This is a genomic window from Tissierella sp. QWL-11, from assembly GCF_058683765.1.
In genome coordinates, this window is the sequence record NZ_CM178750.1 from 2,326,530 (window position 1) to 2,351,139 (window position 24,610).

The 24,610-nt window shown below is 29.6% G+C and carries 22 protein-coding genes; 1 reads left to right on the forward strand and 21 read right to left on the reverse strand.

Annotated features, from left to right (window positions below; genetic code table 11):
• Positions 1-106 precede the first annotated feature (106 nt).
• From AC4PG3_RS11595 to spoVG, 20 genes are all read right to left on the reverse strand, one after another.
• Positions 107-1,078, reverse strand: coding sequence for a P1 family peptidase (locus AC4PG3_RS11595; RefSeq protein WP_492196785.1), 972 nt, complete (start codon positions 1,076-1,078; stop codon positions 107-109).
• 47 nt (positions 1,079-1,125) lie between these two features.
• Positions 1,126-2,943, reverse strand: a complete 1,818-nt coding sequence (gene ftsH / locus AC4PG3_RS11600; RefSeq protein ID WP_492196786.1) for an ATP-dependent zinc metalloprotease FtsH — start codon at positions 2,941-2,943, stop codon at positions 1,126-1,128.
• 74 nt (positions 2,944-3,017) lie between these two features.
• Complete coding sequence (gene hpt, locus AC4PG3_RS11605) at positions 3,018-3,554, reverse strand: hypoxanthine phosphoribosyltransferase (RefSeq protein ID WP_492196787.1); 537 nt, start codon at positions 3,552-3,554, stop codon at positions 3,018-3,020.
• Between the two features lie 18 nt (positions 3,555-3,572).
• A complete protein-coding gene (tilS, locus tag AC4PG3_RS11610; RefSeq protein ID WP_492196788.1) occupies positions 3,573-4,952 on the reverse strand; it encodes a tRNA lysidine(34) synthetase TilS in 1,380 nt (459 codons plus the stop codon).
• 143 nt (positions 4,953-5,095) lie between these two features.
• Complete coding sequence (spoIIE, locus tag AC4PG3_RS11615) at positions 5,096-7,426, reverse strand: stage II sporulation protein E (protein WP_492196789.1); 2,331 nt, start codon at positions 7,424-7,426, stop codon at positions 5,096-5,098.
• 275 nt (positions 7,427-7,701) lie between these two features.
• Positions 7,702-8,100 (reverse strand): S1 RNA-binding domain-containing protein, encoded by a 399-nt coding sequence (locus AC4PG3_RS11620; protein ID WP_492196790.1) that lies wholly within the window; start codon positions 8,098-8,100, stop codon positions 7,702-7,704.
• Positions 8,101-8,161: 61 nt separating this feature from the next.
• Complete coding sequence (locus tag AC4PG3_RS11625; RefSeq protein WP_492196791.1) at positions 8,162-8,500, reverse strand: FtsB family cell division protein; 339 nt, start codon at positions 8,498-8,500, stop codon at positions 8,162-8,164.
• 33 nt (positions 8,501-8,533) lie between these two features.
• Positions 8,534-9,004, reverse strand: coding sequence for a spore cortex biosynthesis protein YabQ (gene yabQ, locus AC4PG3_RS11630; protein ID WP_492196792.1), 471 nt, complete (start codon positions 9,002-9,004; stop codon positions 8,534-8,536).
• Positions 9,005-9,017: 13 nt separating this feature from the next.
• Positions 9,018-9,296: a sporulation protein YabP gene (yabP, locus tag AC4PG3_RS11635; RefSeq protein ID WP_492196793.1), complete on the reverse strand. Its 279-nt coding sequence runs from the start codon at positions 9,294-9,296 to the stop codon at positions 9,018-9,020.
• Between the two features lie 62 nt (positions 9,297-9,358).
• On the reverse strand, positions 9,359-9,598 hold the full coding sequence (locus tag AC4PG3_RS11640; protein WP_492198230.1) for an RNA-binding S4 domain-containing protein: 240 nt from the start codon (positions 9,596-9,598) through the stop codon (positions 9,359-9,361).
• Between the two features lie 50 nt (positions 9,599-9,648).
• Positions 9,649-9,933 (reverse strand): HU family DNA-binding protein, encoded by a 285-nt coding sequence (locus AC4PG3_RS11645; protein ID WP_492196794.1) that lies wholly within the window; start codon positions 9,931-9,933, stop codon positions 9,649-9,651.
• A 68-nt stretch (positions 9,934-10,001) separates the two neighbouring features.
• On the reverse strand, positions 10,002-11,459 hold the full coding sequence (gene yabN / locus AC4PG3_RS11650; protein ID WP_492196795.1) for a bifunctional methyltransferase/pyrophosphohydrolase YabN: 1,458 nt from the start codon (positions 11,457-11,459) through the stop codon (positions 10,002-10,004).
• Between the two features lie 16 nt (positions 11,460-11,475).
• A complete protein-coding gene (locus AC4PG3_RS11655; protein ID WP_492196796.1) occupies positions 11,476-13,080 on the reverse strand; it encodes a putative polysaccharide biosynthesis protein in 1,605 nt (534 codons plus the stop codon).
• A 132-nt stretch (positions 13,081-13,212) separates the two neighbouring features.
• Positions 13,213-13,764 (reverse strand): stage V sporulation protein T, encoded by a 552-nt coding sequence (spoVT, locus tag AC4PG3_RS11660; protein ID WP_492196797.1) that lies wholly within the window; start codon positions 13,762-13,764, stop codon positions 13,213-13,215.
• 94 nt (positions 13,765-13,858) lie between these two features.
• A complete protein-coding gene (locus tag AC4PG3_RS11665) occupies positions 13,859-14,851 on the reverse strand; it encodes a peptidylprolyl isomerase (RefSeq protein WP_492198231.1) in 993 nt (330 codons plus the stop codon).
• 50 nt (positions 14,852-14,901) lie between these two features.
• Complete coding sequence (mfd, locus tag AC4PG3_RS11670; RefSeq protein ID WP_492196798.1) at positions 14,902-18,393, reverse strand: transcription-repair coupling factor; 3,492 nt, start codon at positions 18,391-18,393, stop codon at positions 14,902-14,904.
• A 35-nt stretch (positions 18,394-18,428) separates the two neighbouring features.
• The gene (gene pth, locus AC4PG3_RS11675) at positions 18,429-19,010 is read right to left on the reverse strand and encodes an aminoacyl-tRNA hydrolase (protein WP_492196799.1); all 582 of its coding nucleotides are present in this window, start codon (positions 19,008-19,010) and stop codon (positions 18,429-18,431) included.
• Between the two features lie 15 nt (positions 19,011-19,025).
• Positions 19,026-19,976, reverse strand: a complete 951-nt coding sequence (locus AC4PG3_RS11680; RefSeq protein WP_492196800.1) for a ribose-phosphate diphosphokinase — start codon at positions 19,974-19,976, stop codon at positions 19,026-19,028.
• 33 nt (positions 19,977-20,009) lie between these two features.
• Complete coding sequence (gene glmU, locus AC4PG3_RS11685; RefSeq protein WP_492196801.1) at positions 20,010-21,380, reverse strand: bifunctional UDP-N-acetylglucosamine diphosphorylase/glucosamine-1-phosphate N-acetyltransferase GlmU; 1,371 nt, start codon at positions 21,378-21,380, stop codon at positions 20,010-20,012.
• Between the two features lie 164 nt (positions 21,381-21,544).
• Positions 21,545-21,808: a septation regulator SpoVG gene (spoVG, locus tag AC4PG3_RS11690; RefSeq protein ID WP_492196802.1), complete on the reverse strand. Its 264-nt coding sequence runs from the start codon at positions 21,806-21,808 to the stop codon at positions 21,545-21,547.
• A gap of 270 nt (positions 21,809-22,078) precedes the next feature.
• Between spoVG and murC the strand changes: the two genes are divergently transcribed.
• Complete coding sequence (murC, locus tag AC4PG3_RS11695) at positions 22,079-23,500, forward strand: UDP-N-acetylmuramate--L-alanine ligase (RefSeq protein WP_492196803.1); 1,422 nt, start codon at positions 22,079-22,081, stop codon at positions 23,498-23,500.
• 87 nt (positions 23,501-23,587) lie between these two features.
• Here the strand turns inward: murC and AC4PG3_RS11700 are convergent, their stop codons facing one another.
• Positions 23,588-24,577 (reverse strand): LCP family protein, encoded by a 990-nt coding sequence (locus tag AC4PG3_RS11700; RefSeq protein ID WP_492196804.1) that lies wholly within the window; start codon positions 24,575-24,577, stop codon positions 23,588-23,590.
• Between the last annotated feature and the right edge of the window lie 33 nt (positions 24,578-24,610).

A 24,610-nucleotide genomic window follows, 5' to 3' on the forward strand; every position in this document is an offset into this window, starting at 1 on the left:
GCTCCATAAATGGATACTAGTGGTATTTTTTTTATTTTTGAAAATTCAGTCTAGCTCTTTAAGATACTAGCTTTTTTACTGGATAATTATAATAATTATTTCATTTTTAGTCAAGGGATAATTTTAAATCATAAAATCCATTGACCCCTCCAAGGGAACTTGACTTTAATATAGAATTAATTATAGCCATACTCATAACTTCTGCTGCCAAGGTTCCTACAATATTTATATCTGCCTTTACTCTATTTGTTGACATTGTAAATATAGTATCTCCATCTAATGTAGTATGTACAGGATTTATAGATCTAGCATATCCATTGTGAGCCATTTGAGCTACTTTGTTAGCTTCAGCTTTAGTAAGGATAGCATTGGTTCCTATGACACCTATGGTAGTGTTTTTCATAGGGAAGCCTAGATTTTGGTTTTCCCTCTTCATAATCTCACAAGTATTTAGGAGTTTATTTGTTTTATAATCATATACTCCTGCGATCTGTTTATTAGTCTTATAATCATAAATATCACCAAAACTATTTACTGCAACTAGGGCTGAAACCATTAAATTTCCAAGCTCTATTGTTGCACTTCCAATTCCTGCTTTCATGGAATTTTTAGGTCCTAGTATTTTCCCCACAGTAGCACCCATACCGCAACCTATATTTCCTTGCCTATTTTCTTCTTCAGATGCAGTCTTGCAAGCTTCATAACCCATGGAAAAATCAGGTCTAATTTTATGATTTCCAATATTCAAGTCAAATATTACTGCAGATGATACAATAGGAACTTTTGTAACTCCTACATCAAAACCTATATCAGTTTCTTCTAAATATTTCATAACTCCAGAAGATGCTTCAAGGCCAAAGGCAGATCCTCCAGATAGCACTACTGCATGGATTTTATCTATCATCATTTCTGATTTAAATATATCTGTCTCTCTAGTACCTGGAGCACCTCCCCTAATATCAATCCCAGGAGTAGCTCCTTTTTCACATAGTATTACACTACAACCTGTAATCCCCTCTTCAGATTGACTATGACCTACTTTTATGCCTTCTATATCTGTTATATATCCTTTATACATACTTTCCCTCCACGTAAAAAAGGTAGGATAACCCTACCTTTTTTACTTTATTCTGCTTCTCCCAAAAACAATGCTTCAAATTCTTTTGCATCCAAGGTTTCCCTTTCCAAAAGAGCTTGAGATATTCTATGAAGAATATCCATATTGTCTTTAAGAAGTTGCTCAGCACGATTATATGCCGTATCTATTAACTTTCTCATTTCGCTATCTATAGTTGATGCCACTTCTTCAGAGTACTGCTTTGAGCTACCAAAATCTCTACCCATGAAAACTTGTTCGTCATCAGTTCCATAAGTCATTGGCCCTAATTTTTCATTCATTCCATATTGGGTTATCATCTTTCTAGCGATTTTGGTTGCTCTTTCAATATCGTTTTGAGCACCTGAGCTTATATCTTCTAAAACTAAAGCTTCTGCAACTCTACCACCTAGTAATGTGACCAATCTATCTTCCATTTGTCTTTTAGTTATATAGTTTACATCCTCTTCAGGAATATAAGCCGTAAATCCTCCAGCCATTCCTCTAGGAACTATAGTTACCATGTGTACAGGATCAGTACCTGGAAGTAATCTACCAGTAATTGCATGACCCGCTTCATGATAAGCTGTAAGTTTACGTTCTTTCTCACTTACTACCTTACTTTTCTTTTCAGGTCCAGCTTGGACTTTAATAGATGCTTCCTCTACAAGATGCATAGGTATCGTTTTAAGATTATATCTAGCTGAAAGAAGAGCAGCTTCATTTACTAGATTTTCTAAATCTGCTGGGGTAAATCCAGCTGTACTCTTTGCTATAACTTTTAAATCTACATCTACATCTAAAGGTTTATTTTTAGTATGAATTTCAAGAATCGATTCTCTGCCTTTTACATCTGGAAGTCCAACATATATAGTTCTATCAAATCTTCCTGGTCTTAAAAGAGCAGGGTCTAATATATCAGCTCTATTAGTAGCAGCCATAACTATAATGCCCTCATTTTTGCTAAATCCATCCATTTCAACTAGCAACTGGTTTAAAGTCTGTTCTCTTTCATCATGACCTCCACCCATTCCTGCGCCTCTTCTTCTACCTACAGCATCAATCTCATCTATAAAGATTATACAAGGTGCATTTTTCTTTGCTTGTTCAAATAAATCTCTAACCCTACTAGCTCCAACTCCGACAAACATCTCTACAAAGTCTGAACCAGAAATTGTAAAAAAAGGTACTCCCGCTTCACCTGCAGTAGCTCTACTTAAGTAGGTCTTACCTGTACCAGGAGGTCCTACCATTAAAACACCTGTAGGTATTCTAGCTCCTATATCAATATATTTTTTAGGTGCTTTAAGGAAATCTACAATCTCTACTAATTCTTCTTTTTCTTCATGTAATCCTGCAACATCATCAAAGGTTACTTTTTCTCCTTCATCTTTGTGGAGTTTAGCTTTGTTTTTACCAAAACTCATAACTCTTCCTCCACCACCACCTTGAGATTGTTGCATAAATACAAACCAAAATACACCAAAACCTAATAGAATTAATAATGTTGGCAATAAATCTAAATACCAAGGTCTAGTAGGTTCAGGTTTACTACTTAAACTAAGATCCTTATTTTCTACTAAATCTCTTAAATAATCATCCCAAAGGTTATATTTAACTTCATCAGGCAATAAAACTTGAAATTTCGTCCCGTCTCTTAATTCTCCAAATGCTGTTTTTCCTTGAATTACTATACCTTCTACACTATCTGACTTTAGATTATCTACAAATTCAGTAATATCCATTTCTTTAATTGTTTCAACATCTTGACCCATCATACGGACACCAAACATTATCAGTATTATGATCAATAGATAAATACTCATATCCTTAAAAAATTTTCTCAATCCTAGTCCTCCTCCACTCATAGGTAGATAATATCTTTTGATTATAACATAAGAGTCATTCTATTTCAATGACACTATTTGTAGACTTCTTCTTTTAATGTACCTACAAAAGGAAGATTTCTATATCTCTCTGCATAATCTAAACCATATCCAACCACAAATTCATCTGGCACAGTGAAACCTAAGTAATCTACAGCTACTTTCATTCCTCTTCCTGCTGGTTTATCTAGAAGAGTAGCTATCTTTACACTATTTGCTCCTCTTTTCTTTAAATTATCTGTCAAATAAGCAAGTGTTAATCCAGTATCTATTATATCTTCTACTATAAGTATATCCTTTCCCTCTACAGAAAAATCTAAATCCTTTATTATCTTTACTTCACCTGTAGATATCTTAGAATTACCATAGCTAGAAACTGCCATAAAATCCATTAGTAAGGGAAGATCTATGTTTTTAGATAACTCGGACATAAAAATTACAGCACCCTTTAAAATCCCAATCAACATCAAATCCTTATTTTTATAATCCTTAGTTATTTGTTCTCCTAATTCACTTATCTTCTTTGATAATTCTTCCTCACTAATTAATACTTCTTTTATTGATTCTTTCATCATTTCCTCCTTATATTTTTAAAGATTTAAACTGATTTTCAAGACTTTTTTTGTATCTCTTGTAACTCTATATAAATTATTAGACCTGTATCCTACAATCCATAAAATATTTTCACTATCTACTATCAAGGGGATTTTGTCCCTCATATCCTTTGAAATCTTTTCATCAATAAAGTAATCTTTTAACTTTTTACTCCCCTCCATACCATAGGGAATAAACCTATCTCCCTGTCTTCTATTTCTTATAAAGACTCCCCCTTGAATTTTATCCCAGTCTAAAAATAGAGTAGTCTTATTATTTTTCAAATAATCTATTTCACTAATAGAAAGGATTTCTAATCTGAATTTTAAATTTAAATCATCTATTTCGTTATATCCAATGGATAATTTATATTGATAAGGCTTAGTTTTAGAATTGTCTCCTATTTCTAAAATCAAATTATTATAATCTACTTTAGCAAATATATTTCTTGGTAAATTTAACTTTTTCCCAGTTTGACCAGATGTAAATAGTTTTTTTATAGCTATAATATGTTCTTCACTAAATCCTTGAAGCTCTCCTATTAAGTTAAATATGGCTGTTCTGATTATTCTTTGTTTCATACTTTCATGCTGATTATTAAACATGTCGCCATTTAAGATTATACAGTTATTGCCCACCTTATTCAACACATAATTGTATTTCTCCAAAGAAACTTCTTCTAAAAACTCACTATCAATTTTAGAAATCTGTGACATTCTCCATAAACCCTCAATTAAATTTGGATTGAAATTATCTTTTATATACGGGATTAATTCTAGTCTTATTTTATTCCTTGTATAAATTGGTAAAAAATTTGTATGATCAGTCACTGTCTCTATTTTATTTTTATGGACATAATCTTCTATTTCATCTCTGGAAATATTTAAGATCGGTCTAATTATATCATTAACAGAAAACTCCATTCCCTTTAGTCCATCTATTCCGCTCCCCCTAAAAATCCTCATAAGTAGGGTTTCAGCTTGATCGTCTTTATTGTGAGCAACTGCAATTTTACCACCATCAATTCCATTTAAAACTTCTCTAAAAAATCCATATCTTAATTCACGCCCAGCCTCTTCAGATGTTATACCCATCTTTTTTCCATAAGAAACCATATCCACCTTTTTGGTATAACAGTCTATACCTAACAATTCTCCTTGATTTTTTACAAAGTTTTCATCCCTTAAAGCTTCTTCTCCTCGAAGTCCATGATTTAGATGGGCTATAAGTATATTAAACTCTATCTTTTTTCTTGCATATATAAGAGAATATAATAAAGCCATAGAGTCAGGTCCTCCTGAGACTCCTACTAAAATAGTATCCCCTGGTCTAATTAAATTTTCTTTTTTTATTGTTTCAAAGACCTTTTTTTCCATATAATCACCACAATTTATATTTATATATATACTAATATACATTATTCCAAATAAAAAAACAAAGATAAAAAATATAGTACAAAATAAGGTGACCCCCTTAATTAGAGAAAAATCTAGTTTAAGGAGGGTCAATTTAAAATCCTCTATACTTTTTTCCATACCTTTGTAACCATTACAGTCATATCATCTTTTATTTCTTCTCCACCCATTACCTTTCCTAATTCTAAGATTTCTTTAGCTATTATTTCAGGATTTTGGGTACTTATTCCCTCTATTACTTGTTTCATCCATAATTCTGATCTATCTGTATCCCTATTGCTATCTAGTACTCCATCAGACATCATTATGACAATATCTCCATCAGCTAAATATTCTTCGTATATATTAAAGTCTATATTCTCTAATATTCCTATGGGAAGAGATGTAGAATCTACTATTATAACCCTATCTTTTTTCTTAATAAAGGTAGCAGGGGAACCTGTTTTTAAAATTTGAAATTTACCTGTATATAAGTCTATAAACCCTAAATCTAAGGTTGTAAACAATTCATCATTTGACTTAGTTCTTAAAACCGAATTAAGTGTTTTTATGATAAGTTCCCTATCTAAATCTGTTTCTATTAACTTCTCCAATAGTTCTATAGCTATACCACTTTCTTTATTCGCCATATTGCCAGTACCCATCCCGTCACTTATTGCCATAAAGCTAGTAGAGTTTACTTCTCCAAAACTTAGATTGTCTCCAGAAATCCCATTCTCAGAATTTGCTACACTTGCTACTTTTGTTAAGGATGCATACTTTTTGATCTTAGTAAATTTCAATCTCTTATCTTTATTAATTATATTTCCATAAGTAAAGTCACAACTTACATCATAACCTAGTTGATTAGAGATAATTTTATTTATATTATGAACTTCCTCTGTTGTATCTATGTTTTCACTTAGAGTTATAAATATTTCTAAATCATCTTTTTCTAATTGTACTACAGATAATTCCTCTATATCTATCTTCATATTTTTTAATTCTTTTATCAGTAAATTTTCTAAATTCTCTTTAAATACAGGCTCTTCATATATATCAAAGGTTATGTTTTTTATAACCTTCCCTAATCCCTCTAATTGTTCAGCTAATAACTGTCTTTGCTCTATTAGTTTTAAATTCCAATTGGAGTTTATTTTAAATAATTTATATTCGTCCATTATATTGTTAATTAAATCTATTTTTTCTATACAGGAATCCCCTATCTCAACTGCCAATCCATCTATATCTTCTAAATTACTCTCTACTAAAGCTGTAAGATTTAAAATATTACTATATGTTTCATAATAATTTTCTTTCCAGCATTTATGGTAGTTTTCACATTTTTTACATGTTTTATTGGAGACAGTGTTTATTAAATCATAGACTTCGGATTTTGGATATATGTCTTTATTTTGAAAAGACTTTTTAAAAGTAGAACTTAAAGAATTAAAAAGTTCTACCATATTATTTAATTTATCAATTACTATCTTGTTTTTCCTATCTAAATAATCTCTTTTAGTATTTGAACTTTCCATAAAATATTCTCTTAAATCAATTTTTATAAGTTTTGAAAATATTAGAAATCCTATAGAGGAAATTATAATCTCTCTATAATTTAAAAAACTTGTACCTAAACTATTTATATAGAAGCTAATTATTCCATTTCCAAGTATAAACCCTAAAATTGACCCAGATTTCCCCAAATCCTTAAATAATCCTGAAAACAATCCTGCAAGACTTAATATTGATATAATAAAAGGCATCTCAGTTTGAGATATGTAAGCTATAAGTCCTATTATAACCCCTGACACACTTCCGATCATCGCTCCATAATTGTAACTTAAATAAATAAGTAAAATTATACTTATAGTATTTTTTATAGAAATATTTAGAATTTCCAAATTACTAAGTCCAGCAAGAACTAATCCTAAAGTTATAAATGTACATATTAGTTTTTCACCTTGCATACTTCTATTTCTTATATTGCCTATGGGAAAACTAAAAGAAAATACATATGTCATAGTAAACACTAAGACTCCTTCAAAAATTATTATAAATACATCATAAATAAATGGGAAACTTGAGAAAAATAAGGATATAGTCCTAGTCGATACAAAAATTAGAGATAAAATCAAACTTGATTTTAGTAAATTAAACTTATCTATAGTTTTAATTTTAGTAAAAACTAAATAAACAATAATTGATACTAAATAATAGTCAAATCCACTTATCCCTTTTAAACTAAAGCTTCCTACTAAAACTGATAAAAGTAAGCCTATGGATCTATGTTTCATTATAAGAAAAGATCCTAGAAAAGCTAGTCCAAAGGGTGTAAATCCATCTAAAATACTTACCCTGCTTAAAAAAAAGCCTACAATGACTACAAATACTTTCTTATAATCTAGCTTTAAATTTAATCTTCTTTTAGTTAATATGGAATTAGTATTTATCATTTGAATCACTCCTAGAATTATTGTTGACTTTATATTATCAGATGCTATCTTTAAAATTTGTCAATCTAGAGAGGATAATTATTGAAATTTAAGACAAAAATTATTCATGTAGACTTAATTCTTAAATGTTTCATTTAAGACACTTTACATATTCCATTAACCTTAAAACCCTTGATTTTAACTACAGAAATGCTATAAATATGTTTTTTTCCATTAAATGTAGATTTATGGCAAAACAAAAAATAAAAAAAACCGGAATTACCCGGTTTATAATTTTATCCTTTAAATCTCATACTACTTTTTCTATTGTCTTTAGATTTTAATTGATCCATTTTATCATTGCTGTCTTTTAAGAATTGACTTAATTTATCTTCGAAAGACATGTTCTTTTGAGAGTTGTCTGGTTTGTTCCACTCTATTTCCGCAGGTTGGCTAGTCTTAGGCTTAGCTTGCCTAATAGAAAGACTAATCTTACCATCATCTGTTACGGATAAGACCTTTACCTTTACCTTTTCACCCTTTTTTAAATAATCATCTACCTTTTCTACATAATCGTGTGATATCTCGGAAATATGAACTAGTCCACTTTTCCCCTTTGCTAACTGAACAAATGCACCAAAATTGGTGATACCTGTTACAGTACCTTCAACTATTTCTCCAACAGATACAGGCATAAATAAATGATTCCTCCTTATAATATTCTCATTTTTAGTATATAGCACAAATAAAAATAAGTCAATTGGAATCTCTTTTAAAAAATTTTAAAAAAGAATTTTCCTTTTTCCCTTTATCTATATATATTATTTCCCTAGGTTTTACCATTCCCAATTCTTCTCTAGCAGTTTTTTCAATAAACTCTAGAGAGTCACTATTTTCTATCTCTTCATTTAGAGAATCTATATCATTTTCTATATTATGTATTTCTTCTTCAATGTCTATTTTTTTGCTATGTAGTTCTTTCATTAGCTTTCTCTGGTTTACCATTACAACAGATATATAAACCATTAAAAATAATAGTATTATATGGATAATCTTGAGTTTTTTCTTTTTCTTACTCTTTTTCCTCTTTCCCATAATATCACTTTCCCCTTTTGTATATAAACCATCTTACTTTTTATTAGACATAATTTTAAAATGTTTTTTTATATCTTTAAAGACAAAGGAAAATATATTGAAACATTTATTTACACCTGGTTTAAATAAATATAAAATCAATTTAAAAGGATATACTATTAATTTTATTATCTCATTTATTGTATTAAATATCAACTTAAAAATCTTAATTAATATGGGCAAGTTGTACCTTGAAATTATCTTTATATATATAATACTCCCCAATATAAATCCTAGTAATACAAAACCTCTTATTATTCCATCCGTGTTTTTTACTAGAAACATAAAGAATATGAATGTTATAATTATCCAAAATAATAAGTCTTCTATAAAAGAAAGAACCTTTTTAGGCTTAGTATAATATCTAAAAGTTCTATACAAATCATAGATAACTCCTATAATCAACCCTTGATTAATAGACATTAAAAAAATATATAATTCATCTCCTAAATTAAATCCAACCATGACAACACTCCATTTATCTAAAGATCTTACCTAGTATACCTTTAGCTTCCCCTTCTTTGCCAATATATTCTATGCTATCTATCAAACCTGAAATCTTCACCTTACCATCTTCAAGATTTAAATTACTAATATTTAAATCTGACCCTTTAATACTCACTCCTCCTTTTGTTGTGGATAATATAATAGTATGTTCATTAAAACTGTCTACTTGTTCAACACCTGATACACTCATCCTAGTCCTATCTTCAAGTACAATATTTTGATTTTTAAATTTATTTATATTTCCCTCCATATTCTCCCTCCTATCATTCTTATATTTATGAAAAAAAAAAGACTTTTATTACAAAAGTCTTTTTAAATATTTTTATATAATTGTGCTGACTCATCTTTTTTCACATTCTCATCTACTCTAAGAACTTCTAACTTCATAGATTCATTTGAAAAATTAATTTCTACTATATCCCCTATCTTCACTTCATCTCCTGGCTTAGCAATTTTCCCATTTATACTTACTCTATTTTGCTCACAAGCCTTTTTTGCTACAGTTCTTCTCTTTATTATCCTTGAATTTTTTAAGAATTTATCAATTCTAATATAAATCACTCCTTTATGAAAAAAATCAGGTCAAAAGACCTGATTTTTAACTATTTTCCTGGATTTACAACTTCTTTTAAAGCTTTACCTGCCTTAAATACAGGCGCATTTGATGCTGCAATCTTAATTACTTCTTGTGGATTTCTTGGATTTCTTCCTTCTCTTGCTTTTCTTTGTCTAACTTCAAATGTACCGAAACCTACAAGTTGTACTTTTTCTCCACCTGCTAGGGCTTCTTCTACAGATTTAATAAATCCATTTAAAGCAGCCTCTGCATCTTTTTTAGTTAAATCACTTTTCTCTGCTATACTGCTTACTAATTCAGCTTTGTTCATTATAATTTCCTCCTAAATAATAGTTTTTCTTTTTTATAAACTTAAAACTAAATAATCATAGTCAAGTTTTACTGGTTTTCAGTTTTTTTAGCAAATTCCCATAAAGCATCCATTTCTTCTAAGTTCATATCTTCAAAATTTTTCTTTGATTCTAAAGCTTGTTCCTCCATTAAGCGAAATCTTTTAATGAATTTTTTGATAGTTTTATTCAAAGACAGTTCTGGATCTACATCTAAAAATCTAGAGAGATTTACAACTGCAAATAACAAATCTCCTAACTCTTCTTCTACCTTTGAATCACCTCCACTAAATTCTTTCATTGCATGGATTACTTCTTCATATTCCTCAATAACTTTGTTAAGAGGACCTTCTATATCCTCCCAATCAAAACCTATTTCAGAGGCTTTCTCTTGAATTTTTCTGCTTCTCATAAGAGCAGGAAGTTTAGGGATACTGTCTAATTTTTCACTAAATTTCTCTAATCCCCTTTGGGAATCCTTTAGCTTATTCCAATTATATACTACTTCCTGGGAATTTTCTAGTTTTTTTTCTAAAAAAATATGTGGATGTCTATAAATAAGCTTATTTGCAAGTCCAGATGTAACCTCAATCGGATAAAATTCACCTTCATCATAAGCTATATCACAGTGAAATAGCACTTGCAATAATAAGTCTCCCAATTCTTCTTTTAAATTATCTATATCCTCCCTGTCAATTGCATCTACTACTTCATAGGCTTCCTCTATAAGACACTGTCTCATTGACTGATGGGTTTGTTTTAAATCCCAAGGACACCCATTTCCTCCTCTTAACACTCTCATTATACCCATTAAATCATTGAAATCAAATACTTTCTTGTCATTTTCCATCTTTTCTATATAAATGCTAGTAAGAGAATCTATATTTTCAATTCTATCTAATGAATATATAGGAATATTATGTACCTTTTCTTTACCTTCTATGCCTCCACTTTGAATAATCCATACTTTATAGTCATCTGTATAGATTTCAGATAGTTTTAGCTTTACATTTGACATTATCCTTTTATTGTATACCTGAGTTATAATAGTATCCACATTTATATCTATCATTAAATCATTAAACTCTGCACCATCTATTATCTTTAGCCCATCTATAGGATCTCTCTTTACAATTTGAAGCATTGGCTCTATAAAACTCATCCCTGGTATTATCTCAGTTTCAACATCTTTTTCTAATAGCAATTTCACTGTATTTTCCGCAACCATTGGATTACCTGGTACAAAGTAGTTTATAGCTTCTTCATTTTTTGATTGCTGTATTAATTCTTCTACTATCTTTTCATACACATGGTCAAATCCTTCTTCACTGTCATAAATATAATCATATGAAGTATAATCTATCTGTTTCTGATGGAAGTATTCTACTGTTGGATGTTTATCAGTTCTTAAAAAGTTTTTATACCCATTATGGATTTTTTCTATTGCTCCCAAAGTAAGAGAATTTATAGATCCTGGTCCTAATCCAATTATATATATTTTACCCATACTTTTCTCCTTAAGTTTATTTTTTTAATTTATCTGCTATGGTTTTAAATCTTTTATGTTTTAAAATCAACTCTAAGTCTGCATTAGTTATAGTACCCGTAATAATTAATAGTATAACATATACTATTCCCCCTATTAAAATAGACCCTATTGTAGCCATTTTGTTTCCTATTAAGCCTAATAAAAATCCAAAGCTTATACTTACTACTATAGCCATCCCTATGGAGGACAACAAAGGTTTTATAAATACATCTTTATAGTTAAACTTAAACTTAAATACTACAATTAAAACTATAATATCTAGGATTGCAGCTATTGCATATGCAACTACTGTACTTATTGCAGCCCCTTTTATATTTATAATTGGAACTGCAGTTAAAGTATATGATAGAAATATTTTTACAACTGCGCCTATAAATAAGTTGATTACTGGAATCATTGGCTTGTCTAAGCCTTGAAGTATTGCAGTAAGTGCTTGAACTAGAGTTAAAAATATTACTCCAAAGGATAGAAATTTTAAAATTTCACCTGTACTAGCTATAGTTTCAGCAGTATTATTAAAATATAATAGTCCTATTATAGGTTCTGCAAGTACAAATAGCCCTAATGCACTTGGAAGTCCTATAAGTAGAGTCATCCTAACTCCTGAGCCAATCAGCTTTTTTACTTCACCTTCTTTTTTTCTTACATTTGCATCAGTAATAGCAGGTACAAGACTCATTCCTATAGCTATGGAGAATACTTGTGGTAGATTTATAAGAGTTTGAGCAAACCCTTTCAATTGACCAAACATGTCATTTGCTTGAGCCTCTGTATAATTTATAGATTGTAACCTTCTAAGTACTAAACCTGCATCTATGGCATCCATTATAGGAGCTATTGCAGCACCTACGGTTATTGGAATAGCAATAGTTAATAGATCTTTTACTATTGTTTTTGTATTATAATCTTCTTTATACATAGAATTTTGGATTTCTAGATTAAATTCCTTCTTTTTAGATAAATAAATTATATACATAGTTAAAACACCTACAATAGCCCCTATTGACCCTCCAAAAGAGGCTCCTCCAGCAGCTATTGGCAATCCCTTGTCCAGCAATATGTATGTAAGGAACAATCCTGTAGCAACTCTAAAAAACTGCTCCATAACTTGGGATAAAGCTGTGGGAATCATGTTTTGTCTACCTTGAAACAATCCTCTAAATGCTGACATAATAGGAACAAAAAATAGAGCTGGTACTAAAGCTATAAGAGCATAATAAGCATTTTTATTCCCTAAGGAATCCACTATTGGATAGGCAAAAAATAGGACAAATAAAGAGGTTAAAACACCTCCTATAAACAAACCAATTAGAGCAACTTTAAACACCTTAAAAGACCCTTTAAAGTCTCCTATTGCTCTCCTTTCAGATACTAGCTTTGCAATTGCTACTGGAAATCCTGCTGTAGATATAGTAAGTAATAATACATAAAAAGGATATGCTGTTTGATAATATCCCATTCCTTCAGTCTTTATTATATTTCCAATGGGTATTCTATAAATCGCCCCTAAAATTTTAACAATAATTCCAGCTACACCAAGTATAGCAGCCCCTTTTACAAAACTATTGTCCTTAGACATCAGTATCACTCCTAATAATTAATCTTTAACATTATATTCTAAGTTTAATTCTTCTATGTTTTAAATTCCTATATAATATATCATATATCCTATATATATAAAAGAAAAAAGTACCTACCTTTTGGTAGGCACCTAATTTTCCATCTGCTTAGATAAAAATCCAGCAGCTGTTTTTAATAGATTTACTTCCATCTCATCCATCTTTACATTTTCTTCTTTAGAAGCTAGTATAATAGATCCTATAGGGTCTCCTTGCATAACAATAGAGGCAATAACTTGAGAAGTATAATTCTCTGCATTTTCATCTTCATAAAATATTTTTATAGGCCTATTATTCTCATCTGTAGAAAATATCTCTTTTAATTCAATTATTTTTTCTAATTCTGGACTAATCCGCTTTTCTAAGTACTCTTTTTTAGATCCACCAGCTATAGCAATTATATTGTCTCTATCTGATATAATCGCTATATGATTAGTATTATCATATAAAGCCTCGCAATATTCATTTGAGAATTCATTTAGTTCTCCTATTGGAGAATATTTTTTGAGTATTACTTGCCCTTCTCTATCTGTAAAGATTTCCAAAGGATCTCCTTCTCTTATCCTTAAGGTTCTTCTTATTTCTTTTGGTATTACAACTCTTCCTAAATCATCTATTCTTCGAACTATTCCTGTAGCTTTCAAAATTTATCCTCCTTATACAATAAGTGTAGTAAGCTTATTATATATCTAAGAGGAAATTTTTATACATTTTACATTTTTTTATTATATACTAATTTTAATTTTCTTTTTCAGTTTCTGATTCTTCTGCTTCAGGTGTATCTTCAGATTTACTTGTGCTCTCATCTTCAAATTCTAAAAACACTTCAACATCTGCTTCATCCCTTAAACCTTCAATATGTGCTTCGTATTTTTGCTCTTTTAATACCATAGAAATTTGTTCTTGTAAGTCTTCTAGTGTTTCTTTTTTGTCTTCAAGTTTTATAATATGATATCCTACCTCTGTCTTTACAATGTCACTTATCTCTCCTACTTCCAGTGCAAAAGCTGCATCTGAAAATTCCTTTATCATACCAGCTCTAGTAAAGTAACCAAGATCTCCTCCTTGGGCTGCTGATATACTATCTAAAGATTCTGCAAGAGCTATTTCTTCAAATTTCTCCCCAGAATTTAATCTCTCCACAATTTTTTTAGCATCTTCTTCATTATTTACTAAAATATGTCTGGCTCTTAAAACTACTAAATCTTCTTTGTTTTCTTCAAAAAACTTTTCTATTTCTTTTTGCTCTATTTCAGTAGTTTCTAAATAATCACTATAATATTTCTCCATTAAAATTTCTTTTTTAGTGCTAGCTTTGAAATACTCTTTAGAGATTCCATTTGAATTTAAAAATTCATCATATTGCTCTTCTCCACCTAAATTTGTCTTTATCTCTTCTAATCTAGTATCTACCTCTTCATCTGTCACACTAATATCTCTTTCTTCAGACTTTTGAGCTATTAACTCTTCTATTATTAGTTTATCTAATATATTTTGTTGTAATTCTAAGTCTAGAGTCATTCCATTTGGTCCAGGTTGAGATAGAGCTTCTTCTCCAAATTGTTTTATATATATTTCTCTATATACATCCAATTCAGCATCATAATCTTCTTGTGTTATCTCCTCATTGTTTACCTGAGCAACTAATCCCTCTACATTCTTTTTACATCCGTTTGCGATAATAGATATGGCAAGGATCAATCCTAAAATAAGGATTCTTTTATTTTTCATCTTTAACAATTAAAACATCCTCTCTTTAAAAATATCAATCTACTAAATCATTATATATCATTTTGTCCAGTATTAAAACCGTTGATTTTTTCTAGTAGAGTTTTAAGTTCAACTAATACATTATGTTTTGGCTTAAAACTCAAGTGTGGCTGAGAAGAAAGGTCAAAATTTATTTTTCTTCCATATTCTCCCCCTAGATAATTTATTAGCTCTAAAGATAGACTATCTGCAGAAATTATATCTATCCTTACGCTCTCCCTTTTCTGACTTATATTAGTAATTTTATTTTTATTTGCTAATGCTTTTATATAGGATATATCCATAAGATTTAATGTTGAAGGGGGGATATCACCAAATCTATCTATTAGCTCATCTATTAAATCACTATAGTCCTTTATATTTTCAATAGCTGCAATTTTTTTATATATTTCTATCTTCAAATCTTCTTCTTCTATATATTTTAATGGTATATATCCATTTACATTTATATCTATAGTAGTTAAAGTTTCCTCTTCAGTAACCTCGCCCTTTAGCCTCTTAACTGCATCTGCTAAAAACTTTACATATAAATCATATCCAATAGCTTCAATATGTCCATGCTGCTCCAAGCCAAGTAAATTACCTGCCCCTCTTATTTCTAAATCTCTCATAGCTATTTTAAATCCAGAACCAAACTCTGTAAACTCTTTTATAGCTCTCAATCTCTTTTCAGCAACTTCACTTAATACTTTATTTTTTTGATAAGTAAAATACCCATATGCAATTCTATTTGATCTACCTACTCTTCCTCTTAATTGATAGAGTTGAGATAATCCCATTTTATCTGCATCATATATAATTATAGTATTTACATTTGGAATATCCAAACCAGTTTCTATAATAGTAGTGCAAACTAATACATCATATTCTTTGTTTAAAAAGTCTAACATAGTTCTTTCTAATTGTCTTTCTGCCATCTGCCCATGGCCAATAGTAAAACTAGCCTCTGGTACTAATTTTCTAAGTTTATTGGTCACCTTTTCTATAGTTTCTACTCTATTATATACAAAATAAACCTGGCCTCCTCTAGATATTTCTTTAATTATAGCATCTCTTATCATCTGTTCATTAAACTCTACTACATAAGTTTGAATAGGATATCTCTCTTCAGGAGGCTCTTCTATAACACTCATATCTCTTATTCCTACTAAAGACATATGAAGAGTTCTAGGTATAGGTGTGGCTGTAAGTGTTAAAACATCTATATTTGTCTTTAGGCTCTTTAGCTTCTCTTTATGTTTTACTCCAAATCTTTGTTCTTCATCTATTATTAGAAGTCCTAAATCCTTGAATTTTACATCTTTAGATAAAAGCCTATGAGTTCCAACAACTATATCTACTGTGCCATTTTTTAAACCTTCTATAGTTATATTTTGTTCTTTTTTAGTTCTGAATCTATTTAACAAAGCTCCATTTATTGGAAACTGAGAAAATCTTTCTACCATAGTATTAAAATGCTGTTGAGCTAAAATAGTAGTGGGTACTAATATAGCTACTTGTTTCCCATCCATTAGAGCTTTAAAAGCTGCTCTTAAAGCTACTTCAGTTTTACCATATCCTACATCACCACATAATAGCCTATCCATAGGTTTAAAGTTTTCCATATCCTTCTTAATTTGAAAACTTGACTCTAATTGCCCATCTGTCTCTTCATATGGGAATAGATCTTCAAATTGATTTTGCCAAACTGTATCCTTTTTAAAGGAGTACCCCTTAGTTTTTTCTCTTTTTGCATATAAATTAAGCAAATCTACGGCCATATCTTCTACAGCTTTTTTTGCCTTTGACTTGACTCTTTGCCACTCACCACTATTTAATTTACTAACTCTTGGTTTATATGAATCAGACCCTACATATTTTTGAATTAAATCCATTTGATCTATGGGGATATATAATTTATCATTATCCTTATATCTTATATTTAGATAATCTTTTTTAACCCCTTGTATGTCTAATTGTTCTATCCCTTCATATCTTCCTATCCCATGGCTTTCATGAACAACATAAGAACCTATTTCAAGATCTGAAAAGTTATTTATCTTTTCAGCATCTTTTCTTTTCTTTGATCTTAATTTCTTTTTCTTAGACCCAAATATTTGGTTATCACTTATCACTACCAGTTTAAGTTGTGTATATTCAAAGCCACTTTTTATACTACCAAGGGTAATAAATATTTGATTTGATTTAATCTCTTCTTCTCTTTGTCTATAAAATGTAGATTCTAATTGCTCTTCTAATAGATTTTGTTTAAGTCTCTTAGCCCTCTCTTCAGTCCCAACTAGTATAATTATCTTGTATCCTCTATATTTGTAGTGCTTTAAATCTTCTAATAAAAGATCCATCTTGCTATTATAACTTACAATAGATTTTACTGAAAAATTATATATTGATTTAGGAGGAAATTCATCTTTTCCTTTTAATATGTTACTACTTGTAATTACAGTATACTGCTTTATCTTTTCTACTAATTCATCATAGCCATAGTTTATATACATATGAGCAGGAAGTACTTCCTTGGAATTTAATAAATCTGTTAATTTTAAATTAAAATCCTCTTTTAAATTAATGGATCTTTCTTCTATCCGTCTTGGTTCATCTATTATTACTATTCCATTAGAAGGGAAGAATTCTAAAATAGAGCTTAAATCTTCTTGTTTCATAAATGGTATTACCATGTCCATATTTGAAAGATGTAGTCTTTCCTTTAAATTATTTAATAATTTGACAAATTTAGTTTCATCTTTAATTTTATTAAACTTTTCCAGTTCAGATTCTAAGCTAGAAATTATATATCCTCTTGATTCCTCTTCTATTAAAATCTCATTTGCTGGAGAAATAGTCATTTCTTTTAAGTTTTCTAAAGATCTCTGTGTTGAAAAATCGAAGGTTCTTATAGAATCTACTTCTTCTCCAAACAACTCTATTCTGTATGGACTTTGATTCATAGGAGAAAATATATCTATTATGCCCCCTCTTACACTAAATTGCCCTAGGGACTCTACCATATTAACTCTTTCATATCCAGATTCTATAAGATTGTCGATAAATAAGCTTAGATTAATCTCTTCTCCTAAATTTATTTTCATTGTATGTCTACTATATATAGATTTACTTATTATCTTATCTAGAATAGCTTCTAAAGATGAAACAACCAATATGTCCTCTTGTTTAATAAGTCTTGACATCACCTTTAGTCTTTGGTTTGCACTTTCAGAACTAGTTAAATGTATATCGTAAAATAAAATTTCTTTTTTAGGAAATAGCTCTATTTCCATTTCACCTAAATTTTTAATGTCTTCATATAATTTTCTACTTCTATTTTCATCATATGTAATTAAAAATACAGGCTTTTTTGTATGACTTTTTAAGGCATATGCTAAATGCCCTAGATTTTCATCTATTATTCCATATGTAGCTATTGGAGATATATCTTTCTCTAAATCATTCAGCATACTTTTATATGATTTTAAATTTTTAAGTGGATCTATTATAAAATCTTTCATAATATCTACTCCTTACAAACACCAATAGCTCAGGTTTAATCCTGAGCTGTGTTTGATTTTACATTATATTTATTCATTGCCTTGTTTAAATCCTCAGTAACTATTGTCTCTATAGCTTCTGCAGCCTTTAATATAGATTCTTCTATGTCATTTATTTCATCTTTGGAAAATCTACTTAAAACAAAGTCTGCCAAATCCTGATTAGGGTGTTTTTTCCCTACTCCTATTTTTATCCTAGGAAAATCATCTCTTTTAAGATGATATATTATAGACTTTAGTCCATTGTGAGTTCCTGCACTGCCCTTTTTCTTTATCTTTACATTGGCAAAATCTATATCTATATCATCAACTATTACAAGCAAATTCTCTATAGGTATTTTAAAGTAGTTTAAAATTTCCCTAACTGCAATTCCACTATTGTTCATATAAGTTTGAGGCTTAACTAAAAGTACCTTTTCTCCACCTATAAATCCCTCTCCATAGACTGATGTAAATTTAATCTTATTTATATCTATACTATTTCTCTTTCCAAGCAAATCAATAGTATTAAATCCAATATTGTGTCTAGTGTCTTTGTAGTTTTTACCAGGATTTCCAAGTCCTACTATTACATACAAAATATCATCTCCTGATTATTCAAATAAAATACTTACAGATTCATTGCTATTAATTCTTTGAATTGCGTCTCCAAATATAGAAGCTACACTTACTATATCTATTTTTTTACCTCTATGCTCTTCTGGCAAAGGTATCGTATCAGTTATTACAAATCTTTCTAATTCAGATCCTTGAATTCTCTCTATTGCAGGGCCAGATAGTACTCCATGTGTTGCACAGGCATATACTTTTTTAGCTCCAAAAGTCTTTAATACAGTTGCAGCCTGACTAATAGTTCCAGCAGTATCTACTATATCATCTACTAAAATTACATTTTTTCCCTCTACTTCCCCTATTATATTCATAACCTCTGCTACATTTGCCTTAGGTCTTCTCTTTTCAATAATCGCTATAGGTAGATCAAGTATATTTGCAAATTTTCTCGCCCTAGTAACTCCACCTAAATCTGGTGATACCACTATGGTCTCTTCTTTTTCTGTAATGTCTTTAAAGTAATTTGCAAGTTTAGTCATAGCGGTCAAATGATCTACTGGGATGTCAAAGTATCCTTGAATCTGTCCAGCATGTAAGTCCATAGTAACAACTCTATCAGCTCCTGCAGTAGTTAAAAGATCTGCAACTAATTTCGCTGTAATAGGTTCACGTGCCTTAGTCTTTCTATCTTGTCTAGCATAACCATAATAAGGTATTACTGCATTTACCCTTCCAGCAGAAGCTCTCTTTACTGCATCTATAAGAATTAATAATTCCATAAGATTATCATTAACTGGATTACAAGTAGATTGGACTATATATACGTCTAGACCTCTTACTGTTTCTTTTATATTTACATTTATCTCTCCATCGCTAAATTGTGCTACTTCTGATGTGGCTAACTCCACTCCTAATTCATCAGCTATTTTTTTTGCTAATTCTCCATTTGAATTTCCAGATATAATTTTTAATCCACCTGGGCATAAGTTCATTATTTGTCCTCCTAAGTTTAATTTGTTATTTTTTTATTTTTTTCTTTCTACCCAACCTAATTTATTCACCTGTTTAGCCCTTCCAATTGCCAAAGCCCCTTCTTCTACCTCTTTAGTAATTGTCGACCCTGCAGCTATATATCCTTTTTCTTTGATATTTACAGGTGCAACTAAGTTGGAATTACTTCCTATAAACGAATTATCTCCTACTACTGTCTTATGCTTTGATTTACCATCATAATTTACAAATATAGCTCCACATCCTATATTTACATTTTTACCTACATGGGCATCTCCCACATATGCTAAATGTCCTGCTTTAGAATTATCATCTATAAAAGAATTTTTGACTTCTACAAAATTACCTATTTTAACATTTTTACCTATATGACTTTTAGGTCTCAGATGTGCATTGGGTCCAACTTTAGTCTCATCATCAACTTTTGAATCTTCAATTGTAGATGATTCTATTAGCACTCTATTATTTATGATACTATTAGAAATCCTAGTATTAGATCTTATTATACAATCTTCTCCTATATGAGTACTTCCTTCTAAGACTACATTTGGGTAAATAGTAGTATCACATCCAATTTTTACACTGGATTCAATGTATGTAGAATTTGGATCTACTATAGTAACACCATTTTCCATATGCTTTAAGTTTATCCTATTTCTTATAATCTCTTCACTAAAGGACAATTGCACTCTAGAATTTACTCCGTGGATTTCTGTAGGATCTTCTATTATATAAGCTCCCACATTATAACCTTCCTCTTTTAATATGCTTACTGCATCTGTCAAATAATACTCTCCCTGAGCATTATTATTCTCGATTTTACTTAAAGCATACTTTAAACTTTCTCCACTGAAGCAATATATCCCAGAATTTATCTCTTTTATTGCCTTTTCCTCACATGTTGCATCTTTCTCTTCAACTATTCTTTCAATATTAGAGTCTTTATCTCTTTTTATTCTGCCATATCCTTGTGGATTGTCAAGTAAGGCTGTTAAGACAGTTAATTTATACTCTCTTTTTTCATGATATTCTAAAAGACTATTGATAGTGTTTTCTGTAATCAAAGGAGTATCTCCATATAATATAATAACTGTAGATTGATCATCTATATAAGGGATAGCCTGAATAGTTGCAAAAGCTGTTCCATATGGCTGTCCTTCTCCCATAGGCTGGTTTAAGAAAATCATATCTTCTTCCTTAAAATATTCTTTTATCTTTTCTGACTGATGCCCCACAATTACTATATTTTTTTCTACTTGAGCTTTTTTACTTGCTGAGACTACATACTCTAGTAAAGGTTTTCCGCATACCTTATGTAAAACCTTAGGAAGCTTCGATTTCATTCTAGTTCCTTCTCCTGCAGCCAATACAATCGAAATATTCATCTTAACACCTCTCTATAAATTCTCTCATTACTATTTTAACTTATTTCTCATATATGTCTATACTTCGAATTTTATTATATACTATTTTAAAGCAATTTCCAAAAAAATATAAAAGATTCCTTATAAAAAACTATAAAATATAAAAAGAGCCTTAAAGGCTCTTTTTATAATACCGCTAAATTTTTTTCATACTCAGCAAACACTGATTCTTGAATTTTTTGTCTAGTTTCAGCGTTAATAGGGTGGGCAATGTCTCTAAATTCGCCGTCAGCCATCTTTCTGCTAGGCATAGCAACAAATAATCCATCTTGTCCTTCAATAATTTTTATATCATGGACTACAAATTCATTATCAAATGTAACGGAAACTATTGCTTTCATCTTGCCCTCTTGTGTTAATTTCCTAATCCTCACATCTGTGATTGTCATTGTCTTTCACCACCCTTCTTAAGTCGCAAAATATTATTACCTTAAACTTATTCTCTAAAAATTTCAAAAATCCTTCTTTTTTTCCATTTTTTCTTCAATTTGTTTTGATTTTAAAGAGGAAATTGTTCTTTTAATTTTTTTTTGGTATGATATAATCATTCAGTAGCAATATTACTGATTTAGAATATAATAAATATTAATTAGATATCTTGGCAATAATAAATATAGAAATTAAGATAATAAAATCTAGAAATATTAGGAGGATAACTTATGTTTGAATTTGATTTAGAAAATCATAAGTACCAACATGTGCACTTTACAGGAATAGGCGGCATAAGCATGAGCGGTTTAGCTGAAATCCTATTAGATAGTAATTATATGGTAACTGGTACAGATACAAAAGAAAGTCATATTATAAAGCATCTACGAAGTTTGGGAGCCGTTATTTACATAGGTCATAAAAAGGAATATATCTCAAATCCGGATTTATTAGTATATACAGATGCTGTTTCTCAAGAAAACGAAGAACTCTTATTTGCAAAATCTTTAGGAATACCCATTATAGACAGAGCTAGTTTTTTAGGGGCTATTATGAAAAACTATAAAAACTCCATAGCTGTTTCTGGAACCCATGGAAAAACTACAACTACTAGTATGATAGCTACTATTACAAACAATGCTATATTAAATCCTACCATATTGTTAGGTGGAGAATTAGATGATATAGGCGGAAATGTTAGATTAGGAAATAATGAATATATACTTACTGAAGCATGTGAATACAAGGCAAATATTTTGAAATATTTTCCAACTACTGCAATTATATTAAATATTGATGAAGACCATTTAGATTTTTTTAAAGATATAGATCATATAGTAGATACATTTGTACAATATGGAAAGAACTTACAAAAGAATGATTACCTAATTATTAATAAAGATGATCCCCATTGTGAAAAAGTCATAGAAAATACTGATGCAAATGTAATTTCTTTTGGAATTCATAGTGATTGTGACTACAAAGCAGAAAATATAAAGTTTTCTAAGGATGGATATTCCAGTTTTTTATTAAATTTAAAAGGAGAAAAAACTTTTCCTATAAGATTAAATGTCATGGGATCTCATAATATATATAATGCTTTGGCAAGTATTACTGCCTGTCATAGCTTAGGTATTTCTATTGAACATATAATTAAACATATATCTCTATATACAGGTGTTCATAGAAGGCTTGAATTTAAAGGACTTATAAATAATGCTAAGGTATTTGACGACTATGCACATCATCCAACTGAAATAAAGGCTACCTTAGAAGCTATAAATAATTCTTCTAAATCCAATGTATATTGTATATTTCAACCTCATACCTTTTCTAGAACTAAAATATTATTAGATAGTTTTTCAAAGTCTTTTGAAAATGCTTATAAAGTTATTATTACTGATATATATGCTGCAAGAGAAATAGATAATGGGGAAATTCACTCTAGAGATTTGGCTAAAGCAGTAAAAAATACTGGTACTGATGCAATTTATCTTCCTACATTTGAGGAAATAAAAAACTATTTAGTTCAAAATATAAAACCAAATGATATAATACTTACCATGGGTGCAGGAAATGTATATTTAATTGGAGAATCCCTTTTAAAAGAGCATGATCAAAACTTAAATAAAAAAGAAAAAGCTGTAGTTTAATTAAAGATACAAAAAAGATATAAAATCTTGAAAGATTTTATATCTTTTTTATTCTTATTTTTAAATTTTTTATTTTAATAGTATATTTTACAGTTTTTCCATGGGAGTCTTTTTCACATTATATATTTCTTCTAATTTAAGCCTAATCTCATTATCATCATATATATAGTAAGAAAATATCCTTTTGTTTATATCTCTTAGCTCAGGATTTCCAGGCAAAGTTTCAAACAAAATATCTTCACTCTCTATACCCACTAGTTTTCTTCCATAATTTACTCCATCAATGAAATTTATATCTGTATCTACATATTTAATTCCGTTAGAAATAATAGTTAATGGATTTTTAATTGCTTTTTTTGTAAAATTTTTCAAGAAATTTTGCTGTGCTTTTATTCTTCCTAAATCTCCATCTATATATCCTATCTTATTGTTCCCCTTTCTATATCTCAAAAAATCTAAAGCTTTTTTGCCGTTCAAATTTTGTGTACCTTTTTTTATATTTATATCTAAAGGTGGATTTGAACTAATATCTTTATATTTCATATCAAAGGGTACATTTACTTCTACACCACCTATACTTTCTACTATATTTTCAACTGCTTCATAATCTAGTTTAACATAGTGATGAATAGGGACATCTTCTAGTATATGAGATATTGTAGTCTCTAATCCTTCTAATCCATGATCTTGATATACACTGTTTATTTTTCTCTGTTCCCCCAAGTCTTTACCTTTTCTGTGTATATATGTGTCTCTAGGTATGGATAGAAGGTTTATCTTTTTTGTATCTGGACATACAGAGCCAAATATTATTGTGTCTGTTCTTGAATCTTCCATTCCAAGTATCATTATATTTATTCTATTGCTAATTTTAAAACCTTCTTCCAGAGAATCACACTCTTGTACAGTCCTATCCTTCTCTTCAATGATTATATTATTCTGGATTTTTTCTTCATGAAATTTAAATTTTTTATCATCATTTAAATTTTGTCTTTCCGTATAATATACACTACCCAAAGAAATTCCTATTATAAATAAAAAAATAGATACAATAAAGACTTTCAAAAAAGTTTTCATAAAACCCACCTTTCAAAATTATTTATTCTTTAT

Coding starts and splice junctions, on each gene's coding strand:
- AC4PG3_RS11655 (WP_492196796.1), bottom strand. CDS start 13,080: ATGTCTAAGGACAATAGTTTTGTAAAAGGGGCTGCTATACTTGGTGTA.
- AC4PG3_RS11595 (WP_492196785.1), bottom strand. CDS start 1,078: ATGTATAAAGGATATATAACAGATATAGAAGGCATAAAAGTAGGTCAT.
- AC4PG3_RS11625 (WP_492196791.1), bottom strand. CDS start 8,500: ATGGGAAAGAGGAAAAAGAGTAAGAAAAAGAAAAAACTCAAGATTATC.
- glmU (WP_492196801.1), bottom strand. CDS start 21,380: ATGAATATTTCGATTGTATTGGCTGCAGGAGAAGGAACTAGAATGAAA.
- spoVG (WP_492196802.1), bottom strand. CDS start 21,808: ATGACAATCACAGATGTGAGGATTAGGAAATTAACACAAGAGGGCAAG.
- AC4PG3_RS11645 (WP_492196794.1), bottom strand. CDS start 9,933: ATGAACAAAGCTGAATTAGTAAGCAGTATAGCAGAGAAAAGTGATTTA.
- AC4PG3_RS11680 (WP_492196800.1), bottom strand. CDS start 19,976: ATGAACTTATGCCCAGGTGGATTAAAAATTATATCTGGAAATTCAAAT.
- tilS (WP_492196788.1), bottom strand. CDS start 4,952: ATGGAAAAAAAGGTCTTTGAAACAATAAAAAAAGAAAATTTAATTAGA.
- yabP (WP_492196793.1), bottom strand. CDS start 9,296: ATGGAGGGAAATATAAATAAATTTAAAAATCAAAATATTGTACTTGAA.
- mfd (WP_492196798.1), bottom strand. CDS start 18,393: ATGAAAGATTTTATAATAGATCCACTTAAAAATTTAAAATCATATAAA.
- AC4PG3_RS11665 (WP_492198231.1), bottom strand. CDS start 14,851: ATGAAAAATAAAAGAATCCTTATTTTAGGATTGATCCTTGCCATATCT.
- AC4PG3_RS11700 (WP_492196804.1), bottom strand. CDS start 24,577: ATGAAAACTTTTTTGAAAGTCTTTATTGTATCTATTTTTTTATTTATA.
- spoIIE (WP_492196789.1), bottom strand. CDS start 7,426: ATGATAAATACTAATTCCATATTAACTAAAAGAAGATTAAATTTAAAG.
- hpt (WP_492196787.1), bottom strand. CDS start 3,554: ATGAAAGAATCAATAAAAGAAGTATTAATTAGTGAGGAAGAATTATCA.
- AC4PG3_RS11620 (WP_492196790.1), bottom strand. CDS start 8,100: ATGCCTGTATCTGTTGGAGAAATAGTTGAAGGTACTGTAACAGGTATC.
- yabN (WP_492196795.1), bottom strand. CDS start 11,459: ATGGGTAAAATATATATAATTGGATTAGGACCAGGATCTATAAATTCT.
- murC (WP_492196803.1), top strand. CDS start 22,079: ATGTTTGAATTTGATTTAGAAAATCATAAGTACCAACATGTGCACTTT.
- yabQ (WP_492196792.1), bottom strand. CDS start 9,004: ATGGTTGGATTTAATTTAGGAGATGAATTATATATTTTTTTAATGTCT.